Genomic DNA, 24,034 nt, shown 5'->3' with positions numbered 1-24,034 from the left:
GTCCTTCTGCGAGAAATTTGGTTTTGCCCGCGAGTGCGGTAACAATCCAATCACGAGGACGCTGTTTACTTGTTGCCTTTATTGTAACAAACTGTTCACAATTGCGCAAGATGCTTTTACCCGTCGAAAGCATTAAAAATTTCTTCTAGTTTTTGTCATCTTGCACAAATTGCAGTAAAAAAGCCGGGAACTTGTTTCCCGGCTTTTTGTTAATCGTCGTCGCCCTTGCCCGTGATGCGGGCGATATGGATGGTTAAGTACAGCAGCTCGTTCTGCCCGGATTGAAAGCCCTTTTCCCGCTCGACATACTCGCACACCTTTTGCGCGCAGGCGAACGAGCGCGGGTATTTGAAGCGCACGACCTCGAGCAGGTCGGCCTCGTCGTCTCCGTAGCGCTGGCCGCTGACGATGCGCCGCGCAAAGAATTTTAAATGCGTGACGAACCGGTAGTAATCAAGCGAATCCTGATCGGGCGCGATGCCGAACTCCTCCTGCACGATGCGGAAGACCTCCTGCATAAGGTAGGTCATATCGTACACGTCGCGGATTTCTCCGCCCACCTGCGCGTTTACAAAGTGCATGGCGATGAAGCCGGCCTCGTCCTCGGTGAAATGCACGCCGGTCTCCTCAAAGACGATCTCATTGGCCTTGTGGCCTACCGCGTATTCATCCGGATAAAACTGCCGGATATCCCACAAAAGCGGGTTTGAAAGCGTGATGCCCTCCTGATAGCGCAGGATCGCGGCCGAAATATGATCGGGCAGCGTGACATAAATGCTGTCGGACAGTTCTTTGCCCAAGGCGATCTTAGCGTGGTTGATGATGCGCTCACTCATCATGAAGTGGGGAAGCGGGATGCTGGTCATAAGCTGCTGGAATTTGTCCGAAAGCTGCTCGTTATGCAGCGTGAAACGCTTTTCTACCGCTTCATCCTCCGGGACCTGATCTCCCGCATGGCGGCCGAAGCCCAGCCCCCGCCCCATGAGCACAGTCTCCGCGCCGTGTTCGTCGAGCGCGACGATCACATTGTTGTTGAGAACTTTTTCAATCCGCATATGTCTTTACTCCCCCATGAGCGCTTCGAGCGTTTTGCGCGCCGCCGAGACGGCGGCCTCGTCGCAGACAAAGCGTTCGTATTCCCCGATGCCGGGCAGCCCCATGGGCACGCCCTCCCTGCGGTAAGTCATCGGGCTTTCCACCGTGCGCTTGCCCGACATATGGAACGCCGCCGCCCCGGTAATGGGCTGCAATTCGCGGATTGCCGCGGCGTCCACCCCCGCGCCGACCAGGATCTGCGGCTTGCCCCCCGCCGCGCGGCAAAGCTCCGCGAGCAAACCTGCGCCCTCTCTTGCGCTCTGCCGCTGGCCCGAGGTTAGAATCGTGTCCACACCCAGACGGCGCGCGGCTTCGAGCGCCTCAAACGGATCGCGGCACACATCGAACGCACGGTGCAGCGTCACCCCACAGCCGCCCGCGAGCGAGATCAGCTCGGCCATGCGCGCCTCATCGAGCGAGCCGTCCGCCCGGAGGACGCCGATCACCACGCCGTCCGCCCCCCGCGCGGCAAAGCCGCGCACCTGCCGGCGCAGCAGCTCCAGCTCGTCCTCGTCATAGAGGAAATCGCCGAACCGCGGCCGGAGCAGAACGCGGACCGGGATATCGACCCGCTCGCGCACCAGGTCAAACAGCGCAAAGCTGGGCGACGTGCCACCAATGACCAGGTTTTCGCACAATTCGAGCCGCGTCGCACCCCCGCGCGCCGCGTTTTCCGCCGATACGACCGAATCGACGCAGACCTCCAGTGTAAAGGCCATGACCGCCCTCCTCCTCATGCGCTCCATTTACGCAGATCTTCTTTGTATAGTATAGCATGTGCAGAGGAGTGGGTCAAATCCGCCGCAGCCATTGCTTTTTCCATTTGGATTGACTATAATGGGGTAATATAAAGAAGAAATAAAGATCGAAAATATTCATGCTAGGAGGCGCGACATGCGCATCATTATCGTAGGCTGCGGCAAAGTGGGGTCGGCTTTGGCTGAACAGCTCGCGGCTGAAGGGCACGATTTGACGCTGGTCGACTTGTCCGACAGGCGGCTGGACGAACTGGTTTCCGCGCTCGACGTTTCGAGCGTCCGGGGCAGCGGCACCAGCTACAGCGTGCTGCGGGACGCGGGCGTTAAGGAAGCGGATCTGCTTATTGCGGCAACCACACACGACGAGATCAACCTGCTTTCCTGCCTGATCGCCCGCAAAGCGTCAGGTTGTCATACGATCGCGCGCGTGCGCGACCCCGAATATGTCGCCGAAGTCGGTTTTCTGCGCGACGAGCTCGGCCTGTCCATGCTCATCAACCCCGAGCTGTCGACCGCGCGCGTGGTTTCGCGCCTCATCCGCTTCCCGTCGGCCATCCGGGTATCGACCTTTGCCAAGGGCCGTATCGAACTGATCGATGTGCGCATCCCCGTTGGCTCGCGGCTGGACGGCATGGCCGTCTGCGAAGTCAACACGATGCTGCGCGTCGGCGTGCTGCTGTGCATGGTGCACCGCGCGGGCGAAACCTTTATCCCCAAGGGGGATTTCATTTTGCAGGAGGGCGACGACATCACCGTCATCGTGCCGCCGCGCGAGCAGGCTTACTTTTTTGAAGCCATCGGCATCCCGAACGACCATATCGGCTCGGCTATGCTGATCGGCGGCGGCAAGATCTCCTTTTTCCTCGCCGGCATGCTGCTGGACGCGGGGATTTCTGTCAAGATCATCGAAAACCGGTTGGAACGCTGCGAGCAGCTCTCCGAGCTGCTGCCCGGCGCCACCATCATCCATGGGGACGGCACCGACCGCGACCTGCTCGATGAGGAAGGGCTCGGTTCGTGCGAGGCTTTTGTTGCGCTGACCGGCATGGACGAGGAGAACATCCTGCTCGCGCTGCACGCGGGCAAGCACTCGCACGCGCGTACGTTCACCAAGATCAACCGCGTCAACTTCGAGGAGGTCATCGCGGGGCTGCCGCTCGGCGTGGTCATCCGCCCCAAGCAGACGACCGCCGACCTCATCTCCCAGTACATCCGCGCGATGCAGAACTCCATGGGCTCCAATGTGGAAACGCTGCATAAGCTGCAGGGCGCGGAGGCGCTTGAGTTCCGCGTCGCGGCGCACCACCTGACCGGCGTGCCCCTGCAGGACATGCCCATCCGGCCGGACGTGCTGCTCTGCTGCATCAACCGCAAGGGCAAGCGCATCCTCCCCCGCGGGCAGGACGTGCTGCGCGAGGACGATACTGTCATCGTGGTCAGCACCCAAACGGGCATGAAAGACCTGCAGGACATTTTCCTGAAAGATGCGGAGGGCGCGGACGCATGAATATCTCGATGGTCCGGTACCTGCTCGGCTGGATGCTGGGCATTGAATCGGCCTTTTTGCTGCTGCCCATGGCAGTTGCGCTCGCAAGAGGCGAGCGCGAAGGGCTTGCTTTTCTGTTCACCGCCGCGCTGTGCCTGCTCTGCGGTGTGCTGATGGCTCGCAAAAAGCCGGTGAACAACCGCTTTTACGCGCGCGAGGGCTTTGTCACCGTCGCGCTGTGCTGGATCGTGCTCGCGCTGACCGGCGCGCTGCCGTTTGTTTTGAGCGGCGAGATCCCCAGCTATGTGGACGCGCTGTTTGAAACCATTTCGGGCTTCACCACGACCGGCGCGACTATCCTCAGCAACGTGGAGGCGCTCAGCCATGCCTCGCTCCTGTGGCGCAGCCTGACGCACTGGGTCGGCGGCATGGGCGTTCTGGTGTTCATGCTGGCCGTGCTCCCGCTCGCGGGCGGCCATTCGATGTACCTGATGCGCGCGGAAAGCCCGGGGCCGTCGGTCAGCAAACTGTCGCCCCACCTGCGCACGACCGCCATGATCCTATACGGCATCTATTTTGGGCTGACCGTGCTCGAGACCGTGTTGCTGCTTTTGGGCGGCATGCCGCTGTTCGACGCAGTCAATGCCGCAATGGCAACCGCGGGCACGGGCGGCTTCGGCATTTGGAACGACTCCATGGCGCATTATAACAGCTATTACCTGCAAGGCGTCATTTCCGTGTTCATGATATTGTTCGGCGTCAATTTCAGCTTGTATTTCCTCATTTTGACCCGCCGCTGGAAGCAAGCGCTCAAAAGCGAGGAGCTACGGCTGTATCTGGGCGTGATCGCCGCGGCGACGGTCGTCATCGGCCTCAATGTCTGGCACCGCTTCGGCAGCCTATTTGAAAGCCTGCACCACGCGCTGTTCCAAGTGTCTTCCATCATCACGACCACGGGCTTTGCCACCGCCGATTTCGACCAGTGGCCGGCGCTTTCCAAATGCATCCTCGTGCTGCTGATGTTTATCGGCGCGTGCGCCGGCTCGACAGGCGGCGGCATCAAGTGCTCGCGCATTATGCTGATGTTCAAAAGCGTGCGCAAGGAAATGCAGTTTTTGATCCATCCGCGCTCGGTGCGCGTCAACCAGCTCGACGGGCACCGCGTGCAGCACGAGGTCGTGCGGTCGGTCAACGTCTTTCTGATCGCCTACATGCTTATTTTCATTCTGTCCGTGCTGCTGCTCTCCATTGAAAGTCCGGATCTGGTGACCAATTTCACCGCGGTCGCCGCGACGCTCAACAACGTCGGCCCCGGCCTTGAGCTGGTCGGCCCGACCTGCAATTTCGGCTTCTTCTCGCCGTTCAGCAAGGCGGTGCTGATGTTCGACATGCTGGCCGGACGTCTGGAGCTCTTCCCTATGCTGCTGCTGTTTTCGCCCGCCACGTGGCGGCGCAACCGCTAAAAAAGAAGCATCCCACCCGGGATGCTTCTTTTCCTTTACTTGACGATCTCACGCGCCGCAGCCGCCAGCTTTTCAACTTTCGCCGCCGCCTCGGCCTTATTTTCGCCCTTGGCCATGATATAGACCTTGACCTTGGGCTCGGTGCCTGACGGGCGGATGATAAAGCTCGTGCCGCCCGAAAGCTCATAATACAGCACGTTTTGACCCGAAAGCTCCATCGCTTCCGTCTTACCGTCCTGCACGCCGGTGCGCGTGCCCGGCTGGTAGTCGCGGATGAAATCAACCTTAACCCCGCCGACCTCGGTGAGCGGCGTATCCCGCAGTTCCTGCATCAGCTCTTTCATGCGCGCAAGGCCGGAAACGCCCGGCATAACGATCGAGATGGTCTGCTCGCAGTAATAGCCGTACTTCTCGTACATTTCCTCCATCGCGTCGTAAAGCGTCTTGCCCTGCGTGCGGTAATAGGCGGCCATCTCCGCGATCAGCATGGACGCTGTGACCGCGTCCTTGTCACGCGCATAGTCGCCGCATAAGTAACCGTAAGACTCCTCAAAGGCGAAAATGTACTCGTGCGAGCCGGTCTTCTCAAATTCCTTGATCTTTTCTGCAAGGAACTTAAAGCCGGTAAACGTTTCAAAGCACGCTACGCCGTTCTTTTCCGCGGCGGCGCGCGCCATTTCGGTCGTCACGATGCTCTTGAGCACCGCCGGATGGCGCGGCATAGTGCCGGTCAGGTTTTTCGCGGTGATGACGTAGTCAATCAGCAGCACGCCGACCTGGTTGCCCGAAAGCGTGATGTACTCGCCGGATTTATCCTTTAAAACAATGCCCGTGCGGTCGGCATCCGGATCGGTGCCGATGATTAGATCGACGCCGTTCTGCTTGGCAAGCTCGATCGCGAGGTTAAAGCCCTCTTTATTCTCCGGGTTAGGGCTGGCGACGGTCGGAAAATCGCCGTCAATCACCATTTGCTCGGGCACGCAGAGGATATGTTTATAGCCCAGCCGCTTCAAAATTTCAGGCACCAGACGGTAGCCCGCGCCGTGGAACGGGGTATAAACCAGCTTAAATTCGTCCGCCACCTGTTTGACACAGTCCGGGTTGACCGCAACAGCCAGCACCTCGGTCAGATACGCTTCGTCGGTCTCCTGCCCCAGCATGCGGATCATGCCGTTTTGGACAAATTCGTCGAAATCGCCCGTGCGCACGCCGGTGAACAAGTCGGTCGCCGCCATTTCCCGGGCAACCACGTCGGCTTCCTTAGGCGGAAGCTGGGCACCGTCCTCCCAGTAGACCTTATAGCCGTTATATTCTTTTGGATTATGACTTGCAGTAATATTAATGCCGGCGATGCAGCCGTAGTGGCGGATGGCGAAGGATAATTCAGGCGTTGGGCGCAATTCGTCAAACAGCAGCGCCTTGATGCCGCTTGCCGCCAGGATGCTCGCGGACAGGCGCGCAAATTCGGGCGAAAAGTGGCGGCTGTCATATGCAATGGCGACGCCGCGGTCCATCTGCTGCTTGCCGCCGCCGATGATCAGGTTGGCGAGGCCCTGCGTGGCCTGCCCGACCGTAAAGCGGTTCATGCGGTTGAGGCCAACCCCTAAAACGCCGCGCAGTCCCGCCGTGCCGAACGACAGCGGCGCGAAAAACCGGCTTTCAATCTCCTCGTTATTGTTTTCAATTGCCGCAAGCTCGGCGCGCTCCTGCTCGGAAAGCTCGGCGCGCGACAGCCAGCGCTTGTATTCCGACATATAATCCATATGCTGTTTCACCTCATCCTCGTATTTGGCCCTCGACCATATGTAAATTATACAATATCTGTGTGTCAATGCAAGGGGGTTTGTGCGAATTCGTGAGAATCGAACGAAACGAATGGTGATCCCGCACAATTCGGGCAAAGCTTAATTAGGCATTTCGCCCAGTCTCGGACAAAAGAAAAGCCGCCCGAAAGGGCGGCTCGCTTCGCTTAGATGAGAAGCAGGAGCTTGACAAACTCCGCGCGCGTAAAGCTCTGGGCCGGCAGCAGCTTGCCGCCCGAACCCTTGATCAGGCCTTCCCGCACGCACAGCGCGGCGGCGGCACGGCGGTCTGCCGAAAGCGTATCGGCATCCGCAAAAGCGGCGAGCAGTGACGCCGTTTCCGTATCATCGGGCAGAGTTTTGTCCGACTGCATCAGCACGTTGGCAAAAAGCTGCATCGCGTCCTCCCGCGTCATGGGCGCGTCGGCGGAAAAGGTTTCGGTCAAGCCCTCGAGCAGGCCGGCGGCATAAACCTTGTTGACCTCGTCCGTATACCAGAGGCCTTGGGCAATGCCGGGCATGCGAAAATCGGTTTCGGGCAGCTTTTTGCTACGCGCGACCGTTGCGCAGACCTCTGCCGCAGTAATCGCGTCATCCGGACGGAAGCGGCCGTCCTTGCCGCCCTGCACCAGACCGCTGTCCGCAGCCTGCCGTATCAGGTCTTCAGCCCAATGCCCGCTGATGTCGGTCAGCGCGTCCGCGGGCGAAACCTGCGGACGCTGGTAGACCGTGTGCAGGGCGGCAAAGGCCGCGCTCTCGCGGTCGACCGCGCTCCCAAGCTGCTCAAAGGTCAAAAGGAAGCTCTCCGTATGCGCGCGGCGGGTCTCGCTCTCATATTCGTTGTAAAAATAGGTCACGCCCTTTTGGCTCATGCGCGGGAAGCTGTACATATAAATCTCGCGCCCCTCGGGAAGCAGCGCCTTGACTGTTTCGATATAATCAGCCTGCATCAGGTCGGTGATCTGATACGCCGCGCCGGTGCGCACGTCAAACGCCAGATTGCTGTTCCAGACCGACGAGCCCGCGCCCTTGCCGCTGACGCAGTTCGCCCAGACGACCAGCACCGAGCCTTCGAGCGACACGCCGTAGCTGCCCTCGAGCGCTTCGTATTCCGCTGTGACCGACGGCCCTTTGAGGAAAAACTCGCGGATGGAATTGTTGATCTTTTTCTGCACATCCGCGTCGGGCAGTCCCGCGATCTCGGGAAAATCGACGTTCCAACCGTGTTCGCTGCCGTCTTTCTGATAGCCCAGGAATTTTTCATAGTGCACGGTGTTCGCCGTGATGCCCTGCCCCAGATCGAACGACAACGGCTGTGCGAACAAGGTTGCGCCCGTGGCGAGGTTGATATAGCGCTTTTGGCCGTCCTGCGTGACGCGGACGACATTTTCCGAAAGCAGCTTGGGATTTTCCGCGTTTTTCAGGCTGGCAAAATAGCCGCCGTTCCGGCGGAAGAAAATAATGCTTCCATCGGCCATACCGTGCCACGACAGGCCGTATTTCAGTTCCGCAAATCCGCCCACATAGCTCGGCGTGCGGTAGATCACATTGCCGTCCGCGTCGACCGCAGCAGCGGAGCCGTCCTGACTTCGCGCAGCATATAGGCCGTCGCCCATGTAGGACAGGTAGTAATAGGTCGGCTCGGTGCGCATGCGACCGGCCGTGTCCATAATGCCCCAGCGGTTGACCTGCCGCACCATCGCCACGCCGTCGTGGAACTCGGAGATGTTATGGTACAAGAAGTCGGTCACATATCTGCCCTCGGACAGCGAATACAGCGCTTGGTTGGTGCCGTTATAGAGCACGATGGTGTCATTGTCGAAGATCGTCATATACGAGGGCGTGATATCCTCATCAACCGTGAACAGCGTCTCGCCTTTGGTGTCGATGGCGAGATAAGCGCCCTGCTCTGTCTGCACGAGCGCGCGTCCGCCTGAGAACACGCCCGCTTGGCGGAACTCGCCCTCAAAGGCGGGCTGCCCGTCCGCGGTGACATAACGGTATAGGCCCGAGGCCTCGCTCCTGCAGAGCAGCAGCCCGTCCGAGAAAAAGCCGACCGCGCCCGGATAGGAGCCGATTTTCTCGCCCGCAAGCGTATAGTATACGCTGTGGCCGGCGTAACGGTATGCCGCCGCGTCGTCCGAAAATTCGACCGATACCGGCGCATCGGTGTACGGCACAATAAGGTTGCCCTGCCGGTCGATCAGCGCGGTCTGCCACTTGTTGTCTTCCACCGCGGCAAGGCCGCAATCGGCAAACTCGCCCGCGCCCGCATAAGCGAACGGCAGCACGGTCCTGCCGGATTCATCCAGATATCCGTATTTTGTTTCCCCGTCCATGCCTGTGCGCGAAGCGGGGAACACCGGCTCGGCAGCCGAGGCGGCAAAAAGCAGCGTGAACAGCACACCGCACACCGCAATCATTTTTTTCAGCATACCTCATCCATCCTTGGTCTTTTATGTAATAAAATTATATCCCGGCGCGGAATTTCTCACAAGAGATAAGGGAAAAGTGTAACAATGGTGACACAAACCGGTTATATTACATAGCTTTCGACGGGTTTACATTACCCCGCTACCGTGGTAAAATAAGGGGAAATAAAAGATCCTTTTAAGGGGGGGGATAGCCATGGACAAGCCGCTTCGCGCTTTACGCGGCCTTTTTTCCGTGTGCTTCATCATCGCCGCCGCTTCCATCCTGATGTTAAGCGGCTACGCGCTTGCGCTGCTGTTCGCGGCGGGCGTTTTTCTGTTTCTTCGCAAAAAACCTATCCCGCGGTTCACTGTCTGGCTGTTTATCGGCGGTCTGCTTTTGCGGCTGGCGTTCGTGCTCGTGCTGCACCCGCCGCTGGAAAGCGATTTTCAAATGCTGTATGAGGCCGCGCAAAGTCTAAACGCTGGCGACCTGTCTTTCCTCGACACGGTATATTTCTCACTGTGGGCGTATCAAAGCGTGTTTGTTGCATGGGAGGCTATGTTCCTCTCCATTTGGAACAACCCGCTGTGTCTGGAGCTGGTGAACGCCGTGCTGTCGGCCGCGATCGTATGCCTTACGTACCGTATCGCGCGCGAGCATGTGCGCGAATCCTCGGCGCAGGCGGCTGCCATTTTGCTGACTGCTTTCCCTTTCGCGCTCTCGCTGCACACCGTGCTGTCCAACCAGATCCCCTCCGCGTTTTTCCTGCTGCTCGGCCTTTGGCTGCTCGCCTGCAAGGACTGCGCGCGGCTTGGCTTTTGGCGTTTTCCGCTCGCAGGGCTCGCGCTCCAGCTCGGCAACCTTTTGCGCAGCGAAGGACTAATCCTGCTCGTCGCCGTGCTGGCCTTTGCGGTGTTTGAAGCGTTCGCGCATCCGGAAGCCATAAAGCGGCTGGCGCTCGGGATACTCACGCTGCTCGTCGTCTATTTCGGTACGAACGCGGCGGCAGGCGCGGTCGTACGCGCGACCGGCCTCAACCCCTATGGCGTACAGAACGGCAACCCGGGCTGGAAATTCGTCACCGGCCTCAATTTCAACACCTCTGGCGGCTATTCGCAGGACGATTGGGCACTCATTTATCCGACGCTTGACGAGAACCATCAAATCACGCCTGCGACCGAGCAGGTGCAAAACGGGTTGATCCGCGAGCGTCTGTCCTCTTCGCCGGACAAGCTCGCGCGGCATATTGTCAACAAAATCCGGTTCCTGTGGTGCTCGGATTCGCTGGGCTGGGCGTTCGGCCATACGCAGAAAGACCCGACATGGTCTCGCGAAACGGTCTATACCGTCATGCAGCAATTTGACCGCGGGCTGTTTTTCCTCGCGGTCGGGCTTGGGGCGTTCGGCCTTTGGGGCAAAAAGCGCTGGCAGAAACGCCCGATGACCGCATATCTGCCTTATTTCGCCGTCTTTGCGGCGTTCTGCGCACTGCTGCTCATCGAGGTACAGCCGCGTTATGCATACCTTCCGCAGCTCTTCATCTTTTTGACCGCGGCGTTCGGCATCGACCGCCTGCCGCGAAAGGAGGAACAGCATGGATAAGATCTCGCTCGTCGTTCCCTGCTACAATGAGGAGGCCGCGCTGCCGCTTTTTTACAAGGAAGCCGACCGCGTGACCCGGGAAATGGATTTCTGCGCCTTTGAATTCGTCTTTGTGGACGATGGCTCCAAAGACGGCACGCTCCCGATCCTGCGTGAGCTTGCGCAGAAGGACGAGCGCGTGCGCTTTGTCTCTTTTTCGCGCAATTTCGGCAAGGAGGCCGGCATGCTGGCCGGGCTGGAGGCGGCGACGGGCGATTTCGTCGCGCTGATGGACGCCGACCTGCAGGATCCGCCCGCGCTGCTGCCCGCGCTCTATAAAGCGGTCACCGAGGAGGGGTACGACTGCGCGGCCACCCGCCGCACCACCCGTGACGGCGAGCCGCCCATCCGCTCGTTTTTCGCGCGGTGCTTCTACAAGCTCATCAATAAGATCTCGGACGCTGACATTGTCGACGGCGCGCGCGATTACCGGCTGATGCGCCGTTCGATGGTCGAGGCCATCCTGTCCATGCGCGAGTATAACCGCTTTTCCAAGGGCATTTTCGGCTGGGTTGGCTTCAAGACCAAGTGGGTGCCGTTCGTCAATGTCGAGCGCGTGGCGGGCGAGACCAAATGGTCGTTCTGGAAGCTGTTTAAGTATTCGCTCGAGGGCATTGTCGCGTTTTCGACCGCTCCGCTTGCCATCGCGTCCGTGCTGGGCTTTGTACTTTGCGTGATTGCGTTTATTTATATCTGTGTCATCCTCGTGAAAACGCTCGCGTTCGGCGATCCTGTCGGCGGCTGGCCGAGCCTGATGTGCGTCGTGCTGTTCCTCGGCGGCATCCAGCTTTTCTGCACGGGCATTTTGGGGCAGTATCTGGCCAAAACCTATCTGGAAACCAAAAAACGCCCGAGCTATCTGGTCCGTGAGACCGAAGAGGGCGTAAAATGAAAAACCTGATCGACAAAAAACTCGCGAAATTCCTGCTGGTCGGCGTGGTCAACACCTTGGTCGGCACGGCGATCATGTTCGGGCTATATAACCTGGCCCATTGCTCTTATTGGGTCTCCTCAGCGGCGAATTACATCCTGACCAGCATCCTCAGCTTTTTCCTCAATAAATATTTCACGTTCCAGAACAAAGAAAACAGCGTTTCACAGGTATTGCGGTTCGCGGCCAACATTGCGGTATGCTATCTGCTGGCCTACGGCATTGCAAAGCCGCTCTGCCTCCAGCTGCTCGCCTCCGCCTCGACCGCAGTACGCGACAATGTCTCGATGTTTGTCGGCATGTGCCTGTTCACCGGGTTCAATTATCTTGGGCAGCGGTTCTTTGCTTTCAAGGAAAAATAAAAACAGCGGCGCGGGATTCCCCGCGCCGTTTGCCGTTTTAGGAACCCTGCGCCGTCCTGTCCGTCCAACTTGATAATAAGGAGGGGGTTATCATGAAACACAAGCTGCTTTGCGTCGTCCTGTCCGGCTGCCTGCTGCTCAGCGGATGCCGGAGCGGGCCGTCCGCCGAAATACCTCTTGACCAGCCGCTGTCCGCACCGCCCCGCTTTACCAGCTATGCAGGTCCCATCCTGCCGCTGACCGCCGATGGGGACGGTCTGACCGCCGACCGCCTCGTCTCCGCCGATCTGTCCTCCGGGGACGGCATCGCGCAGGTGACAGACCGCTATGTGCTGCAAAACCCCGGCAGTGCAGATCAGGCTGTGCGCTTGTTTTATCCGTTCCGCGCGCCCGCGGGCGCGCTCGACCGCTATACGCCGCAAGCCACGCTGGACGGCGCGCCGGTCGCCGGTACCGTGCGTCTGGGCGGATACCGCGCCACAGATTCTTTCGACGAGGTCGTGACCCTGCTCGGAGACGGCACGGCGCTTCAAACCGCACTCGCTGATACACCGGTTTACCGGCAGGCTGTATACGTGTATACGTTTGAGGACATTTCCTTTCCCGCAGATACCTATTGCAGCTTTGAGATCCCGACCAACGGCCGGCCGTTTGCCGCGTTCGGCTTTGGCATGGGCTCCACCTATTACCGCGAAAACGGTGTGCAGGGCTTTGGGCTATGGTCCGGTGAGGATGGCGCATATGCGCGCGTGATCGCACTGGAGAGCCTTCCGGATGAAGCTGCCCTCCGGTTTTACAGCGACCCTGCTAGAGAGCGCCCGCTCGATGAACAGGGACAGGGGCGCGTTGTCCGGCAGCCCATGTCCTTTGCGCAGGCGATGGAGGACTGCCTTTCCCTATATCTGGCCGGACGGGTGGACGAGATCGGCAGCGATGAAACGCTGCTTGTCCGCGCGGTCATGACCGCGGCAGCCGACACCATGCTGCGCGACCCTGCTATGCTCTTTGGAGAGGGTTCGCTCGAAAGCGTCTTTACCGCCGCGCTGTCCACATCTCGCGTTAACTACGTGGAAAGCGAAATCAGCATCCCCGCGGGCGGCAGCGTGACCGTTTGCTATGCGTTCCAAAAAGACGGCAGTTTCGATCAAACGATGCGCGATGAAACGCGGAACGTCTACGGCTTTGAGCTGGCGACCACCAGCGGCAGCTCGCTGTCGTTTGGGCAGATGCATGCCTCGGCAAAGCTTCCTGAAAACTGCGCACCCGTCTGGCAGCAGCCCGAACTCACGCTGCAAAGTGACGGAACTGCGGCGCTGTCCGCAGACGAGCCGGGCTATGCCGCTGCGTTCCGGTTCAGTTTATCATGATGGACGGCGTCGCGCCCTTTGCGATCGAGATCTTTTCCACATACGGGACATGCGCATAAACGTTGGCTGTCGTCGCAATGTCCGAATGACCGAGCCAATCTTGTATTTGCTTCAGGGAAAAGCCCTGCTGCAGGAGGATGGTCGCGACGGAATGGCGGAGATCATGAAACCGGATGCGCGGCAACGCCGCGTTCCGGCACACGCGTTCAAACTCGCGTGTGATATAATCCGGGCGCAAGGGCGAGCCGTCCTCATGGCAGCATACGTAATCGCTCTTGTGATACTGCTTGCCATAGCGCTTGCGGTTTTCATTCTGCCGGCGGCGCAGGTCGCTTAAATACCGCTTGAGCGAATCAGACAGCGGCAGCGTGCGGAAGCTCGATTTGGTTTTGACATTGTCGGCATAGATCACCCGTCCGCCGGACTGCACCGCGGTATGGTTGATGACCAGCGTGCGCGCACGCAGGTCGACCGCGCTCCAGCGCAGGCCTGCCGCCTCGCTCCGCCGCAGGCCATAGGTTCCGGCCAGCACAAACGCGGCTTCCGCAGGCGAATGCAGCGCGGCTGCCAAAAAGATGTTGAGTTGGGTTCGGTCGTACACCTGCCCGCGAAACGACTGGCGTTTAGGCAGCATGACGTTGTCCGACGGATTGAGTGGGATGATTTGCAGCGCGACCGCGTATTTCATGCATTTATGCAGGATGGAATGAAATTTGACGATCGATGTCGGCGACAGACCCTCTTCAAACTTCCGGTTGACAAAATCCTGAAAATCCTTGGGCCGGGCGGTCGCAAGCGTCACGCCGCGCGCACCGAAAAAGGGCTTGATGTGCTTGTTAAACACATAGCGGTAGCCGTCCATGGTGTTTTCACGCACCTGTGTTTTCATCAAATTCAGCCATTGATCCATAAAATCCACAAGCGAGGTCTTCGCCTCCTCTGAATACCTGAGGCGCATAAGGTCTTCAGGCCGCAGAACGAAATGGATGCAGCCGTCCTCTTCATAAATGTGTGGCTTTTCCACCTATTTTCCCCCTTTAATCTTTTTGGGTTTTATTGTATCACATGGCGAAAGATTTTTGTCGTCTTTTGTCGATAGATTCCTAAAAATGAATTGTTTTTTCTTGTAAATGTAAATATATGTCGTTAATAGGGTTTTTTATATAATTTATTAGAAATTTCCGTTTTCTTTGCTTATGCTATATTTCCCTGATTTTACGAGGTTATGCGGCCTCTAGGTCAGCACTTTCTTGCGGAGTGCGCCATCAGAAAAAGGTTCTCGCACTGGTCCTGGCGTTCGCTTGCGCGTTCACCATGTTCGCCGGTGCGGCGTTCACGGATCAGGCTGACATCAAGGATGCCAATGCCGAAGCCGTTGACATGCTCGTTGCGCTGGGCGTTCTGAAAGGCTATACCGATGGCTCTTTCCAGCCCGATGCGACTGTAACCCGTGCAGAAATGGCGAAAATGATCTATGTTCTGCGCACAGGCAATGACAATGCTGATGCCTACAAGGCCAGCGCTACCAAGTTCACCGACCTCAACACTTCCAAGAGTGCTTGGGCGGCTGGCTTCATCAAGTACTGCGAAGCGATGGGTATCATCGCCGGCAAGTCTGCTACCAAGTTCGATCCTGACAACACGGTAACCGGCGAGGAAGCTGCCAAGATGCTGCTTGTAACGCTGGGCTACAATGCTGAGCAGGCCGGCCTGGTAGGTAAGGGCTGGGCGCAGCACGCTACCGCGCTGGCGGATGAGAACGGCCTGCTGAAGGACGTTAACACCCCGCTGAGCCAGGCGCTGCCCCGCCAGTACGCCGCTCAGATCATGTACAACGCGGTTAACGCCGATGTTGTCACCCTGAAGGACGGCCAGTACGAGAAGAAGACCTACACGACCAGCGAGATCGTTGGCAAGGACTCCGACAATGACGGCGTGGATGATTTCTGGGTATCGCAGACGGTTACCAAGAACGAGACACTGGGCAAGAAGTACCTCGGCCTGAACACGATTGAAGGCATCGTCACCGCGACCGGCCACAATGTCAAGGGCTACACTGCTTCTCTCGGCGGCACGATCTCGTTCACCAAAATGGGCGAAGACCTGGCTCCTTACATGGCGCAGAAGATCAAGGTCCTCTACAAGGATACCGACGATGTCTTCGGCGTATATGTGACCGGCGACTCCGATCTGGTTGTTGAGACCACGGTCAACGGTCTCGATAAGATTTCTGCGACTGCAAATACGTTCAAGGCCGACAGCGTAGAGTACAAGACCGAGACTGCAAAATCTGAGGATCTCCCGGTTAAGGATGCTATGGGCAATGCTATTGCTAGCATCAGCACTATGAAAGACCTGACCTCGGCGAATATTACGCTGGGCTCCAAGGTTGTTCTGGTTGACAACAACGGCAACGACAAGGTTGATGTTGCGATTGTTACCCCGATCAAGGCTTCCAAGGTCAACTACGTATCTTCCGACAAGGCTACCCTGGTCGCACCGGAAGGCACCAGTGCCAGCGCTGCGCTGAACACGCTCGGCTTTGCCGGCTCGGTAGATTTTGACGACGCTGATGTTTACGACGGCATCGCCAAGAACGACTATGCCGCTTACGTAGACGGCGCTTACACCAGCACCGGCGATCCGGTCGTTACTAAGATTGACGTTGTTTCCGGCAAGATCTCCGGTGTCAAGGGTTCTGCCCCGGTAACCGAGGTCAAGATCGGTTCTGACTGGTACAAGACCACGCAGGTTGCTGGCGTAACGTTCAAGAACGGCAACAATATGGATCTGTTCATTATCAACGGCGTTGCTTACGGTGCGAAGACCACCTCGGCGGTTGCTTCCACGAGCAGCTTCCTGGTAGTCCAGGGCCTGTCGAACGACTACGGCGACGTGCGCGCCAAGGTTCTGCTGGGCGACGGCAAGACGCAGGAAATCACCATTGGTAAGGTTTCGATCGACGGCTCGACCTACTATGATGCTTCTTACACCTCGGGTACGGTCCTCAATTATAACGACGGTGCTGCCAAGACCATTGAGACGAACAATGCTCTGTTCACCTACAAGATCGTTGACGACAAGTACCGCCTGACTCCGGTTGCAGGCAGTGTAGATGCTGAGTCCGTTCTCGGCTACGACGGCTTTGAAAATTCCAAGGAATACACCGACAAGGAAATCGACGGTAATCCGATCTCTGACGACGCTGTTGTCTTTGTCCGCTCGGGCACCGGCAACAACGACTATAAGACGATCACCGGCAAGGCCGCTAAGGCTTGGGGCACGAGCGTAACAAGCTCTAACAGCGATGTTGCCGCTTATATCTACAATAACGAAAACGGCTACAAGTATGTCAAGGTTGCGTATGTGACCATGAGCATCGAAGATCCGGGCGCTTCCGACGACAAGGTTTATGGCTACATTGTCAGCGCTCCGTACGAGTCTGAGCTGGCCAACGGCGACGCGGCTACCGCGCTGACCATCTGGAACGGCACCGAGACCATCGACGTGCTTGACAAGAACAAGACCACTGGTCTGGATAAGGGCGACTTCATTTCCTACACCGATCAGGGCGAAGGCGTGATCAAGGCCGAGAAGGTTCTGGATTACGGTACTGACGAGAAGCAGATCTTCGCGTTCGACGGCGGCAAGAACCTGCAGTTTGCCTCTAAGGACAGCGTCGGCACGACTTCCGATGTTCAGGTTGACAGCACCAATAAGTTCCTGATCACCGACGACACCACCATCCTTTACATCGATTCCGATAAGGTTGAGGGCGTTTCGGGCGGCAGCATCCAGATCGCGAACAAGGATGCGGCTGGCAAGCTGCTGGGCGACAACAACGCCTACTTCGTATCTAAGGCAACCAAGAACAGCGACGGCAAGGTTGAGCTGAAGCTGCTGGTTGTTGAAATTGCGAATGACATCAAGTAATTTGATATCATAGCGCATTACCCAACTAGAAAAGCCTCCGAGCATATGCTCGGAGGCTTTTATTAATGAAACGCAATGAAATAGTGGGGATAGTTCGACATATTTGTGTTCACAGAAATACTTCCGTAGGTTTTATTATATACACAAAAGCCCTGCTCTTCGATTGTGATAATAGGCAATATCACTCCGCCTGATGTTATTTTAGCCGGATGTTCCGGAAATGCCAAACCGCCCTGATAAGAAGACCCGGTTCCTGTTATGCCAAATTCCTGAAAGACCAAAACTGCTTTTGGCGTAAAATTTAGTTGGATCAGCTGCTCAGCTTGTCCATCACCGGTATAGACACCAAAAAATGCTTCGCATTTCTGCGTGACAGACTTTGCAAGCCGCTCACGCATTTCAATTTCGGCTAGCAGTGTTTCCTGTTTGGCTTTCGCGTCTAGCTCGCTTTGCAATTCGTGAGACAGCATGGATTTCGGGATAGTATCCCCGAAAGTCTGCGCGACAATGCCGGAAACGCGGTTGTCCAGCCGCTTGTGCGACTGCGCCAGCGCGTTATGCGCCTGCCGGACTTCCTCCGCAGGGGCTTGCAGCCGGCGCTTGAGCTCGTCCGGCGGCAGGCTGGGCTGCGTCGGCAGCGCGGTGATGGGCTCGGCAAAGGCGTCAATGGTATAGTTTTCGTTCATGTCATTCTCCTTTACTCCCGCGCGCGTTCCTTAAATGGCGCACGGGCGCGCGTGAGGGGGACCAGCCCCCACGATGATTTCCGGGGAAAGTAAGCGTCTTTTAGAATAGCCGAAAAACAGGAAAAGGCAAGCGCAAATAATTGCGCTTGCCTTTTTTCCGTTTCCGCTTATTATAAAGCCTTGCTTACTTCTTCCCGCAGGACAAAGCACGCGGGCGTCCGCCACGCGCGCCCGCGCGCGCTTTTTAAGGAGGAACACCATTCATGTCATTTTCCGACCATAAGATCACAAAATTCACCCACACGGTAAGCGAGCTGCCCGACCAGCCGAGCCTGCCGCCCAAAGACCTGAAAGCCCGGTTCGACAGCAGCCCCGAGGAGCTTCGCGAGGCCGTAAACGGCATCTGCGACGATGCGGAACGGCTGGACGGCCGCGTTTCCGGTATTATTACGCAGACGTTTGGGGATGCGATTCCCAGATCCATGTTGTCCCGTGAGTTACAAGCAGAAATTGAAGCAAAAGCAGAGCAATCGGCACTTACAGAGCTTGAAACGCATTTTTCTAATCAAGAAGCAGTGCTCGCAAAGAAATGCGAAGTCAATTTTGGAACCTATGATGGGGATGGCACGGCCACCCGTACCATTTCCCTCGGATTTACCCCGCTTGTGGTTATCTGCGTGCAGGATGGCACCTATTGGGAATACAACTCGAACTACGCACACGGTGGCATTGCATTTACCGGCAAGCCCGCAAATTGGAAAGGCGATTCAACGATCGCTATTACAGAGGGCGGCTTTACTGTTTATCAAGGCGGTGCTGTCAACTGCAATATGCAGAAGAAAACCTATCATTATATTGTCTTCCATTAAATTAAGAAAAGCTCCCTGCTCAATTGAGCAGGGAGCTTTTGCTTGCTTAGAAGTAAGTTCTAAAAGAACTTAGCTCCAATCCATGTTGTTGTTTACGTCCACAACAATTACAAGGATCTGATCCTCGTCCTTCTCGGAGTAAACAGTAACGTTGTTTTCCTTGTTGCCGTCGCCGTCGGTGTCCTCAGCGACCTGAACCTCGCCGTCGCCAACGCCGATCTTCGCATCCGAATCAACATACAAGACAACGGTGTCCTTGCTGTCGATCTTGGACTTCGAACCGGTAGCAACTGCTTCCAGCAGGCCGATGTCGCCAGTGCCTTCGTCATAAGAGGTGACCTGCGTGGTAGCAAGAACCTTCTCATTCGTAGCGCCGTCGTCAGCCAGCTTAGTCACATCAGCAACGCCCTCGCTGTCGACAGAGTACTCGAACACATCGCCCTTGGCAAACGTCAAAGAGCCGTCGATCTTATAAACAGTTTCCTCAGTGCCGTTCCAAGCCTTGATCATCGTGTAGGTGGTGCCGTCGATGTTCTCGGTGTAGGAGGAATCCAGCGCAACCGCGTAGGTCTTGTCGGAGCCGCCCGGAACCTTGGTCGTGTTCAGGTCGATATAAGCGATCTTCGCGTAGTTGTTGCCGGAAGAAACCTCAGCCAGAGCCGTCAGGCCAACGCCGGTCGTTTCCTTCCAGTTCTTCACGTCGGTGCCCTTGACAACCTTGTACTTGTCGTTCTCAGAGCGAACAAACGCAACCGTGTTGCCGTCGAAGTAAACAGAGTGGGTGCCAGAAGCGCCGTTCAGATCCATGGTGCCGGTCGCCTTGCCGTCGATTTTCAGGCCAGTGCCGGTCAGCAGGTTGGCGTAGCCAGCCTTCTCGGTGGTGTCGATCGTGGTGAAGCTGTACTTATCCTTGGATACCGTGTAGGTGGCCAGGAAGCCGTCAGCAACATTCTTGGTGGTCGGATCAGCGCCGTCGACCTCATCAACAGTAACGACCTTGTCGCTGCCGTCAGCGAAGATCACGCGCGCCTGCCATACCGAGCCAACGCCGGAGGTCTGCTTGACCTCGGCAACCAGAGCCACGTCGGACGTGCCGGCGGTAACCGTGGTAACCTCGTAAGCAAAGCCGTTCACCAGAATCAGCTTAACGGTAGCGTTCATGCGGGGAGCAGTAACGCCGGTGTTCATCTTGTACCAGGTGCCGGAAATGGTAACCTGATCGCTGCCCTTGGTCGCGGTAACCTTGCCCTCGACAGACTCAGCCTTTTCGATCAGGCCCTTGCCGTCGGCATAGTTATCCTTGGAAGAGACGACAACGTAGTCGTCCTTCTTGACGTCGGACGGATAGTTCCAGTCTTCATCCTTCTTAACGCCGCCGGCATTGATGTAATCCTTGCCAACGTAAGTGACCTTCTCAACCGAGAAAGTAGTTACGCGCAGGGTGTCCATCTTGGTGTTGCCGTCGGTAGAGAGCAGCTCAACCTTCGCGCCCTTGCCGTAGCTCGCCGAGTTCTGCGCGTTAACCTTGCCCTCGGCATTGTCAGTAACCCACTCTGCGATCTCGTCGTAAGAGGCGGCGGTTTCCTTCACGCCGTCCACATAAACGCTGGTGGTAGCATCCAGGTCATACTTGTCGCTGCCCAGCTTGACCTTGGAGCCGTCCATCTTCAGGTCAGCCAGCAGGCCCGCGCTGGACTCGTTGTCCTTGGTCGCGTAGATGCCGTAAACCTTGTCCTTCTCCTTGTAGAGAACCTTAACCTGCTGATACTTCAGCGAGGAGTAGTCCTTTTCGATCGCCTTGAAGTTTAAAACAGGGCTCGTCGTGCCGCCGGTAGAATCCGAGGTCGGGTTGGTGATGGTAACTTCATAGGTGTCCTTGCCGTCGGTCTTGAGGACAGAATTCAGCGTGCCGATGGTCTTCTTCAGGCCCATGTACTTCTCACCGATGGTGGGATAGTAAGTGCCGATGATGTTCATGTTGGAGTATTCGCCGTCGGTCAGCTTGACCGTGTAAGCGTCAACCGCGTTGAACATCAGCTTAGCAGCCCATTCACGGGGCAGAGCCAGCTTCAGCGGAGCGGTAACGCCGTCCAGCAGGCCGTTTTCGTCAGCCAGAGCGGTCGTGCGCTGCGCCCAGCCGGTACCAACCAGCTTGGCGGTTTCCGCGTTGTAGCCCAGAGTAACGAGCAGCATCTTGGCGGCTTCCTCACCGGTTACCGTATTGTCAGGATCGAACTTGGTCGCCGACTTGCCAGCGATGATGCCGAGGGCTTCGCAGTACTTGATGTAGCCTGCGGCCCAGGAGCTCTTCGAGGTGTTCAGGTCGGTGAACTTGGTAGCGGTGGATTTGTACGCGTCAGCGTTGTCGCTGCCGGTACGAAGTACGTAGATCATTTTTGCCATTTCAGCACGGGTGATCGTGCCGTTCGGCTGGAACGAACCATCGGTGTAACCGTTGATAACGCCCAGCGCAACCAGCGTGTCAACGGCTTCGACGTTATCGCTGTTGATATCCGCCGCATCCGTGAACGCCGCACCGGCGAACATGGTGAACGCGCAAGCGAACGCCAGGACCAGTGCGAGAACCTTTTTCTGATGGCGGTGAAAATAATTTTCCCCCACCGCCGGATGCCGCATTATAGCATGCACTTGTCAAAAATGCAACTTTAATCTTCTTTTACACAATTCGACATTTGGAGAATTCTGTATAAAAAAGCGCCCCGCAATGGGGCGCTTCTCGCTTTTATTTTTATTCGGCGGTAGAATTTTCTGATGCAGATGCCTGTCCATCGCCGGGTTTCCTGTTGCGGCGGCGGCCGCCGCGCCGTCTGCGACGGCGGGGCGCGCCTTCACCGGCCTGTCCTTCAGCCGGTACGGCTGCCGCCGACGTCTCCGCCGGCATTTCCACAGGCTTGTCCGCACGGGGCGCACGCTCGGGCCTTGGCTGGTCGGGCTTCTTCTCAGCGTTTGACGCACGGCTCCGGCAGCATCCGCCACCGCCGCGCTGCATGCAGCATTCGGTGCACGGAAACTGCGTCAGCGTATGGTCGGGCGCGTCCTCCAGCTGAACCTTGCAGGTACCGCGCAGCATCTGCACCGACGCAACCCTACCGCGTCCCTCGGGTGTTTCGACCGTGCTGCCGACGCGGGGCGTGACCTTTTGCAGCTCGGCATAAGCCTCATGCTCGTACTTCAGACAGCACATCAGCCTGCCACAGGTGCCCGAGATCTTGGCTGGATTCAAAGAAAGGTTCTGTTCCTTGGCCATATTAATCGAAACCGGGTGAAAATCCTCCATATAGGAAGAGCAGCAGAGCTCCCGGCCGCACGCGCCGAGGCCGCCGATCATCTTAGCCTCGTCTCGCACGCCGATCTGCCGCAGCTCGATACGCGTGCGGAACACGCTGGCCAGATCCTTGACGAGTTCGCGGAAATCGACACGGCCGTCCGCGGTAAAGTAAAACAGCATTTTGTTCATGTCGAACGTACATTCCACTGTGACTAGATTCATGTCAAGGCCGCGCTCTTCGATCTTTTGCTTGCAGATGAGAAACGCCTCGTCGGCGCGCTTCTGGTTTCTTTGCAGCGTCTGACGGTCGGCGTCGGTCGCGAGGCGCACCAGACGCTTGAGCGGCTGGACGACCGTCTGGTCGGGCACCTCGGTGTTGCCCTGCACGGCTTCGCCGTATTCCAGACCGCGCGCGGTCTCGACAATGACGTCGTCGCCTGTTTTGACCTCAATATCCTGCGGGTCAAAATAATACATTTTTCCGTTTACTTTAAAACGGACTCCAATTACACTGGTCAATTTATTCCTCCAAACGTGGGTTTATAGATAGCAGATGCGAAACAGATCGCTCGTCAGCGCACAGGTCATGCCCGCCGAAGCGGCGTTGCGGGATACGCGGTCAAGCAGCACATCGATAAAATCATAGGCTTCGAGCAGCCGCGCGGAGGATACCGCGCGGGAGAGCGCCGCGGCCTGCTTGGACAGCGCAGGCATGAGCGGCAGCGTCTGCACGCCGTTTGCCGCCAGCACCGCATCGCGCAGCGCGGCCTGCAATAGCCCGAACAGCGTGAGCAGTGCACGGCGCGGCGTTTTTTCAAGCGCAAGCGCGGCTTTCATCAGCCCGTCCTCGCGGCCCGCCGCGAGCGCGTCCAGATAGGGCGCGAGCAGCGCGGAGGCTTCCTCGTCCGAAATAGCGCTTTTCGGCGGTTCGAGCGCGAAATCGACGCACCGCGACCGCACGGTCTGTAAAAGCGCGTCAGGCTGCTCGGCGGTCAGGATGAAAAACGCATAGCCGGGCGGCTCTTCGAGCACCTTGAGCAGCGCGTTCTGCGCCGCGGGGTTGAGGTTCTGCGCATGGTGGATGACGGTCACGCGGCGGTCGCCGTCATTCGGCACGATGGCGTTTTCCGCTTTGATCCGGCGCGCAAGATCGACTTTCAGCTCGTTTTCCCCCTCGTCCACAATGGTCAGATCGGGATGCACGCCCTGTTCGGCCTTGCGGCAGGAAACGCATGCCCCGCAGGGGCGGGCCGCCCCGCTTTCGCACAGCAGCGCGGCAGCGATAGTTTTTGCCCATTCGGCAAGCCCGCTGCCCGCGTCGCCCGAAAGCAGGATGGTTTGCGGAAACCGCCCGGAAAGCGCGTTTTTCAGACTGTTTTTAAGCGGTGCGTTGTCTGGGAGCGCGTCAAACGAGATCAAAGCTTCTCAAACCGTTCGACGTTCAGCACGAACACGGTCGCACCGCCGACCTCGACCTGCACCGGCGTAGAGGGGAAAAAGCCCATGCCAAGCTCCGCAGTCGTCGGGATGACCTGCTTGCGCGAGGAAGAATGCTCGCGGATGATATCGAACGCCTCGTCCAGCCGGCTCTCGTCCAGGCCGATCAGGATGGTCACGTTGCCGGCCTTGAGAAAGCCGCCGGTCGTCGCCAGCTTGGTGATGGAAAAGCCCGCTTTCATCAGGCTGTTGATCACGTCCTGCGCGTCGTCGTAATTGATGATCGCAAGTACCATTTTCATAGGGGTTTCCCTCCTTGAATACGATTTAGGGGATGACGACGTAAATTTCGTCGACTTCATTGTACCATCTTTCCCGCAGAAGTTCAATGTGCGCCCCGGTAATTTTCTCACCCGGCCACAGGAGCGGGATGCCGGGCGGATACGGCGTGACCGGGCGCGCGCACACCAGCCCCGCCGCCGATTCGACCGGCACGCGGC

At 57.7% G+C, this 24,034-nt stretch carries 18 protein-coding genes and 1 pseudogene; 8 read left to right on the top strand and 11 right to left on the bottom strand.

Annotated features, from left to right (window positions below; all coding sequences use genetic code 11):
• Positions 1-209: 209 nt before the first annotated feature.
• Both licT and SO058_RS00090 read right to left on the bottom strand, forming a co-directional pair.
• Positions 210-1,055 carry a BglG family transcription antiterminator LicT gene (licT, locus tag SO058_RS00095; protein WP_320840978.1) on the bottom strand — a complete coding sequence of 282 codons (846 nt, stop codon included), beginning with the start codon at positions 1,053-1,055 and terminating at the stop codon, positions 210-212.
• Between the two features lie 6 nt (positions 1,056-1,061).
• Positions 1,062-1,814: a copper homeostasis protein CutC gene (locus tag SO058_RS00090; protein WP_320840977.1), complete on the bottom strand. Its 753-nt coding sequence runs from the start codon at positions 1,812-1,814 to the stop codon at positions 1,062-1,064.
• A 175-nt stretch (positions 1,815-1,989) separates the two neighbouring features.
• Here SO058_RS00090 and trkA point away from each other — a divergent pair, with 175 nt between their 5' ends.
• Both trkA and SO058_RS00080 read left to right on the top strand, forming a co-directional pair.
• Positions 1,990-3,360, top strand: coding sequence for a Trk system potassium transporter TrkA (gene trkA, locus SO058_RS00085; RefSeq protein WP_320840976.1), 1,371 nt, complete (start codon positions 1,990-1,992; stop codon positions 3,358-3,360).
• Positions 3,357-4,802 (top strand): TrkH family potassium uptake protein, encoded by a 1,446-nt coding sequence (locus SO058_RS00080; protein ID WP_320840975.1) that lies wholly within the window; start codon positions 3,357-3,359, stop codon positions 4,800-4,802. Before trkA ends, SO058_RS00080 begins: the two co-directional genes overlap by 4 nt.
• A 35-nt stretch (positions 4,803-4,837) precedes the next feature.
• On the opposite strand, the gene SO058_RS00075 is transcribed toward SO058_RS00080, so the two are convergent.
• Together SO058_RS00075 and SO058_RS00070 are read right to left on the bottom strand one after the other, a co-directional pair.
• Positions 4,838-6,565: a phospho-sugar mutase gene (locus SO058_RS00075; protein ID WP_320840974.1), complete on the bottom strand. Its 1,728-nt coding sequence runs from the start codon at positions 6,563-6,565 to the stop codon at positions 4,838-4,840.
• Between the two features lie 206 nt (positions 6,566-6,771).
• Positions 6,772-9,039 carry an S-layer homology domain-containing protein gene (locus SO058_RS00070; RefSeq protein ID WP_320840973.1) on the bottom strand — a complete coding sequence of 756 codons (2,268 nt, stop codon included), beginning with the start codon at positions 9,037-9,039 and terminating at the stop codon, positions 6,772-6,774.
• Positions 9,040-9,232: 193 nt separating this feature from the next.
• On the opposite strand from SO058_RS00070, the gene SO058_RS00065 reads away from it, so the two are divergent.
• The 4 genes from SO058_RS00065 to SO058_RS00050 all read left to right on the top strand — a co-directional run bounded on the left by SO058_RS00065 (position 9,233) and on the right by SO058_RS00050 (position 13,320).
• Entirely contained in the window at positions 9,233-10,621 is a 1,389-nt protein-coding gene (locus tag SO058_RS00065) for a glycosyltransferase family 39 protein (protein ID WP_320840972.1), read from the top strand.
• A complete protein-coding gene (locus SO058_RS00060) occupies positions 10,614-11,552 on the top strand; it encodes a glycosyltransferase family 2 protein (protein ID WP_320840971.1) in 939 nt (312 codons plus the stop codon). The genes SO058_RS00065 and SO058_RS00060 overlap by 8 nt, the downstream gene beginning before the upstream one ends.
• Positions 11,549-11,953, top strand: coding sequence for a GtrA family protein (locus SO058_RS00055; protein ID WP_320840970.1), 405 nt, complete (start codon positions 11,549-11,551; stop codon positions 11,951-11,953). Before SO058_RS00060 ends, SO058_RS00055 begins: the two co-directional genes overlap by 4 nt.
• Positions 11,954-12,045: 92 nt before the next feature.
• A complete protein-coding gene (locus SO058_RS00050) occupies positions 12,046-13,320 on the top strand; it encodes a hypothetical protein (protein WP_320840969.1) in 1,275 nt (424 codons plus the stop codon).
• Here the strand turns inward: SO058_RS00050 and SO058_RS00045 are convergent.
• Entirely contained in the window at positions 13,307-14,344 is a 1,038-nt protein-coding gene (locus SO058_RS00045; protein ID WP_320840968.1) for a tyrosine-type recombinase/integrase, read from the bottom strand. The two genes, SO058_RS00050 and SO058_RS00045, sit on opposite strands and share 14 nt — an antisense overlap.
• A 233-nt stretch (positions 14,345-14,577) precedes the next feature.
• On the opposite strand from SO058_RS00045, the gene SO058_RS00040 reads away from it, so the two are divergent.
• Positions 14,578-17,253, top strand: coding sequence for an S-layer homology domain-containing protein (locus tag SO058_RS00040; RefSeq protein ID WP_320840967.1), 2,676 nt, complete (start codon positions 14,578-14,580; stop codon positions 17,251-17,253).
• Between the two features lie 62 nt (positions 17,254-17,315).
• On the opposite strand, the gene SO058_RS00035 is transcribed toward SO058_RS00040, so the two are convergent.
• A complete protein-coding gene (locus SO058_RS00035; RefSeq protein WP_320840966.1) occupies positions 17,316-17,939 on the bottom strand; it encodes a hypothetical protein in 624 nt (207 codons plus the stop codon).
• 263 nt (positions 17,940-18,202) lie between these two features.
• On the opposite strand from SO058_RS00035, the gene SO058_RS00030 reads away from it, so the two are divergent.
• The gene (locus SO058_RS00030) at positions 18,203-18,808 is read left to right on the top strand and encodes a hypothetical protein (RefSeq protein WP_320840965.1); all 606 of its coding nucleotides are present in this window, start codon (positions 18,203-18,205) and stop codon (positions 18,806-18,808) included.
• A gap of 69 nt (positions 18,809-18,877) precedes the next feature.
• Here SO058_RS00030 and SO058_RS00025 read toward each other — a convergent pair whose 3' ends face one another.
• From SO058_RS00025 to SO058_RS00005, 5 genes and pseudogenes are all read right to left on the bottom strand, one after another.
• Positions 18,878-21,430, bottom strand: a complete 2,553-nt coding sequence (locus tag SO058_RS00025) for an S-layer homology domain-containing protein (protein WP_320840964.1) — start codon at positions 21,428-21,430, stop codon at positions 18,878-18,880.
• 433 nt (positions 21,431-21,863) lie between these two features.
• Positions 21,864-22,616, bottom strand: a pseudogene (locus SO058_RS00020) (PSP1 domain-containing protein); the annotation flags it as partial.
• Positions 22,617-22,637: 21 nt separating this feature from the next.
• Positions 22,638-23,516 carry a hypothetical protein gene (locus tag SO058_RS00015; protein ID WP_320840963.1) on the bottom strand — a complete coding sequence of 293 codons (879 nt, stop codon included), beginning with the start codon at positions 23,514-23,516 and terminating at the stop codon, positions 22,638-22,640.
• Positions 23,513-23,836, bottom strand: coding sequence for a cyclic-di-AMP receptor (locus SO058_RS00010; RefSeq protein ID WP_320840962.1), 324 nt, complete (start codon positions 23,834-23,836; stop codon positions 23,513-23,515). The genes SO058_RS00015 and SO058_RS00010 overlap by 4 nt, the downstream gene beginning before the upstream one ends.
• 25 nt (positions 23,837-23,861) lie before the next feature.
• Entirely contained in the window at positions 23,862-24,029 is a 168-nt protein-coding gene (locus SO058_RS00005) for a hypothetical protein (protein WP_320840979.1), read from the bottom strand.
• Between the last annotated feature and the right edge of the window lie 5 nt (positions 24,030-24,034).

This window comes from Agathobaculum sp., assembly GCF_034098985.1.
In the GTDB taxonomy this organism is placed as follows: domain Bacteria; phylum Bacillota; class Clostridia; order Oscillospirales; family Butyricicoccaceae; genus Agathobaculum.
Note: the sequence above shows the minus strand (reverse complement) of the source record. Positions and strands in the feature narration are given on the sequence as shown.

What these genes read in the sequence shown, in the direction of transcription:
- SO058_RS00080 (WP_320840975.1), top strand. Translation starts at nt 3,357, where the DNA reads ATGAATATCTCGATGGTCCGGTACCTGCTCGGCTGGATGCTGGGCATT.
- SO058_RS00070 (WP_320840973.1), bottom strand. Translation starts at nt 9,039, where the DNA reads ATGCTGAAAAAAATGATTGCGGTGTGCGGTGTGCTGTTCACGCTGCTT.
- SO058_RS00060 (WP_320840971.1), top strand. Translation starts at nt 10,614, where the DNA reads ATGGATAAGATCTCGCTCGTCGTTCCCTGCTACAATGAGGAGGCCGCG.
- SO058_RS00035 (WP_320840966.1), bottom strand. Translation starts at nt 17,939, where the DNA reads ATGAACGAAAACTATACCATTGACGCCTTTGCCGAGCCCATCACCGCG.
- SO058_RS00090 (WP_320840977.1), bottom strand. Translation starts at nt 1,814, where the DNA reads ATGGCCTTTACACTGGAGGTCTGCGTCGATTCGGTCGTATCGGCGGAA.
- SO058_RS00055 (WP_320840970.1), top strand. Translation starts at nt 11,549, where the DNA reads ATGAAAAACCTGATCGACAAAAAACTCGCGAAATTCCTGCTGGTCGGC.
- SO058_RS00075 (WP_320840974.1), bottom strand. Translation starts at nt 6,565, where the DNA reads ATGGATTATATGTCGGAATACAAGCGCTGGCTGTCGCGCGCCGAGCTT.
- SO058_RS00030 (WP_320840965.1), top strand. Translation starts at nt 18,203, where the DNA reads ATGTCATTTTCCGACCATAAGATCACAAAATTCACCCACACGGTAAGC.
- licT (WP_320840978.1), bottom strand. Translation starts at nt 1,055, where the DNA reads ATGCGGATTGAAAAAGTTCTCAACAACAATGTGATCGTCGCGCTCGAC.
- SO058_RS00050 (WP_320840969.1), top strand. Translation starts at nt 12,046, where the DNA reads ATGAAACACAAGCTGCTTTGCGTCGTCCTGTCCGGCTGCCTGCTGCTC.
- SO058_RS00065 (WP_320840972.1), top strand. Translation starts at nt 9,233, where the DNA reads ATGGACAAGCCGCTTCGCGCTTTACGCGGCCTTTTTTCCGTGTGCTTC.
- trkA (WP_320840976.1), top strand. Translation starts at nt 1,990, where the DNA reads ATGCGCATCATTATCGTAGGCTGCGGCAAAGTGGGGTCGGCTTTGGCT.
- SO058_RS00010 (WP_320840962.1), bottom strand. Translation starts at nt 23,836, where the DNA reads ATGAAAATGGTACTTGCGATCATCAATTACGACGACGCGCAGGACGTG.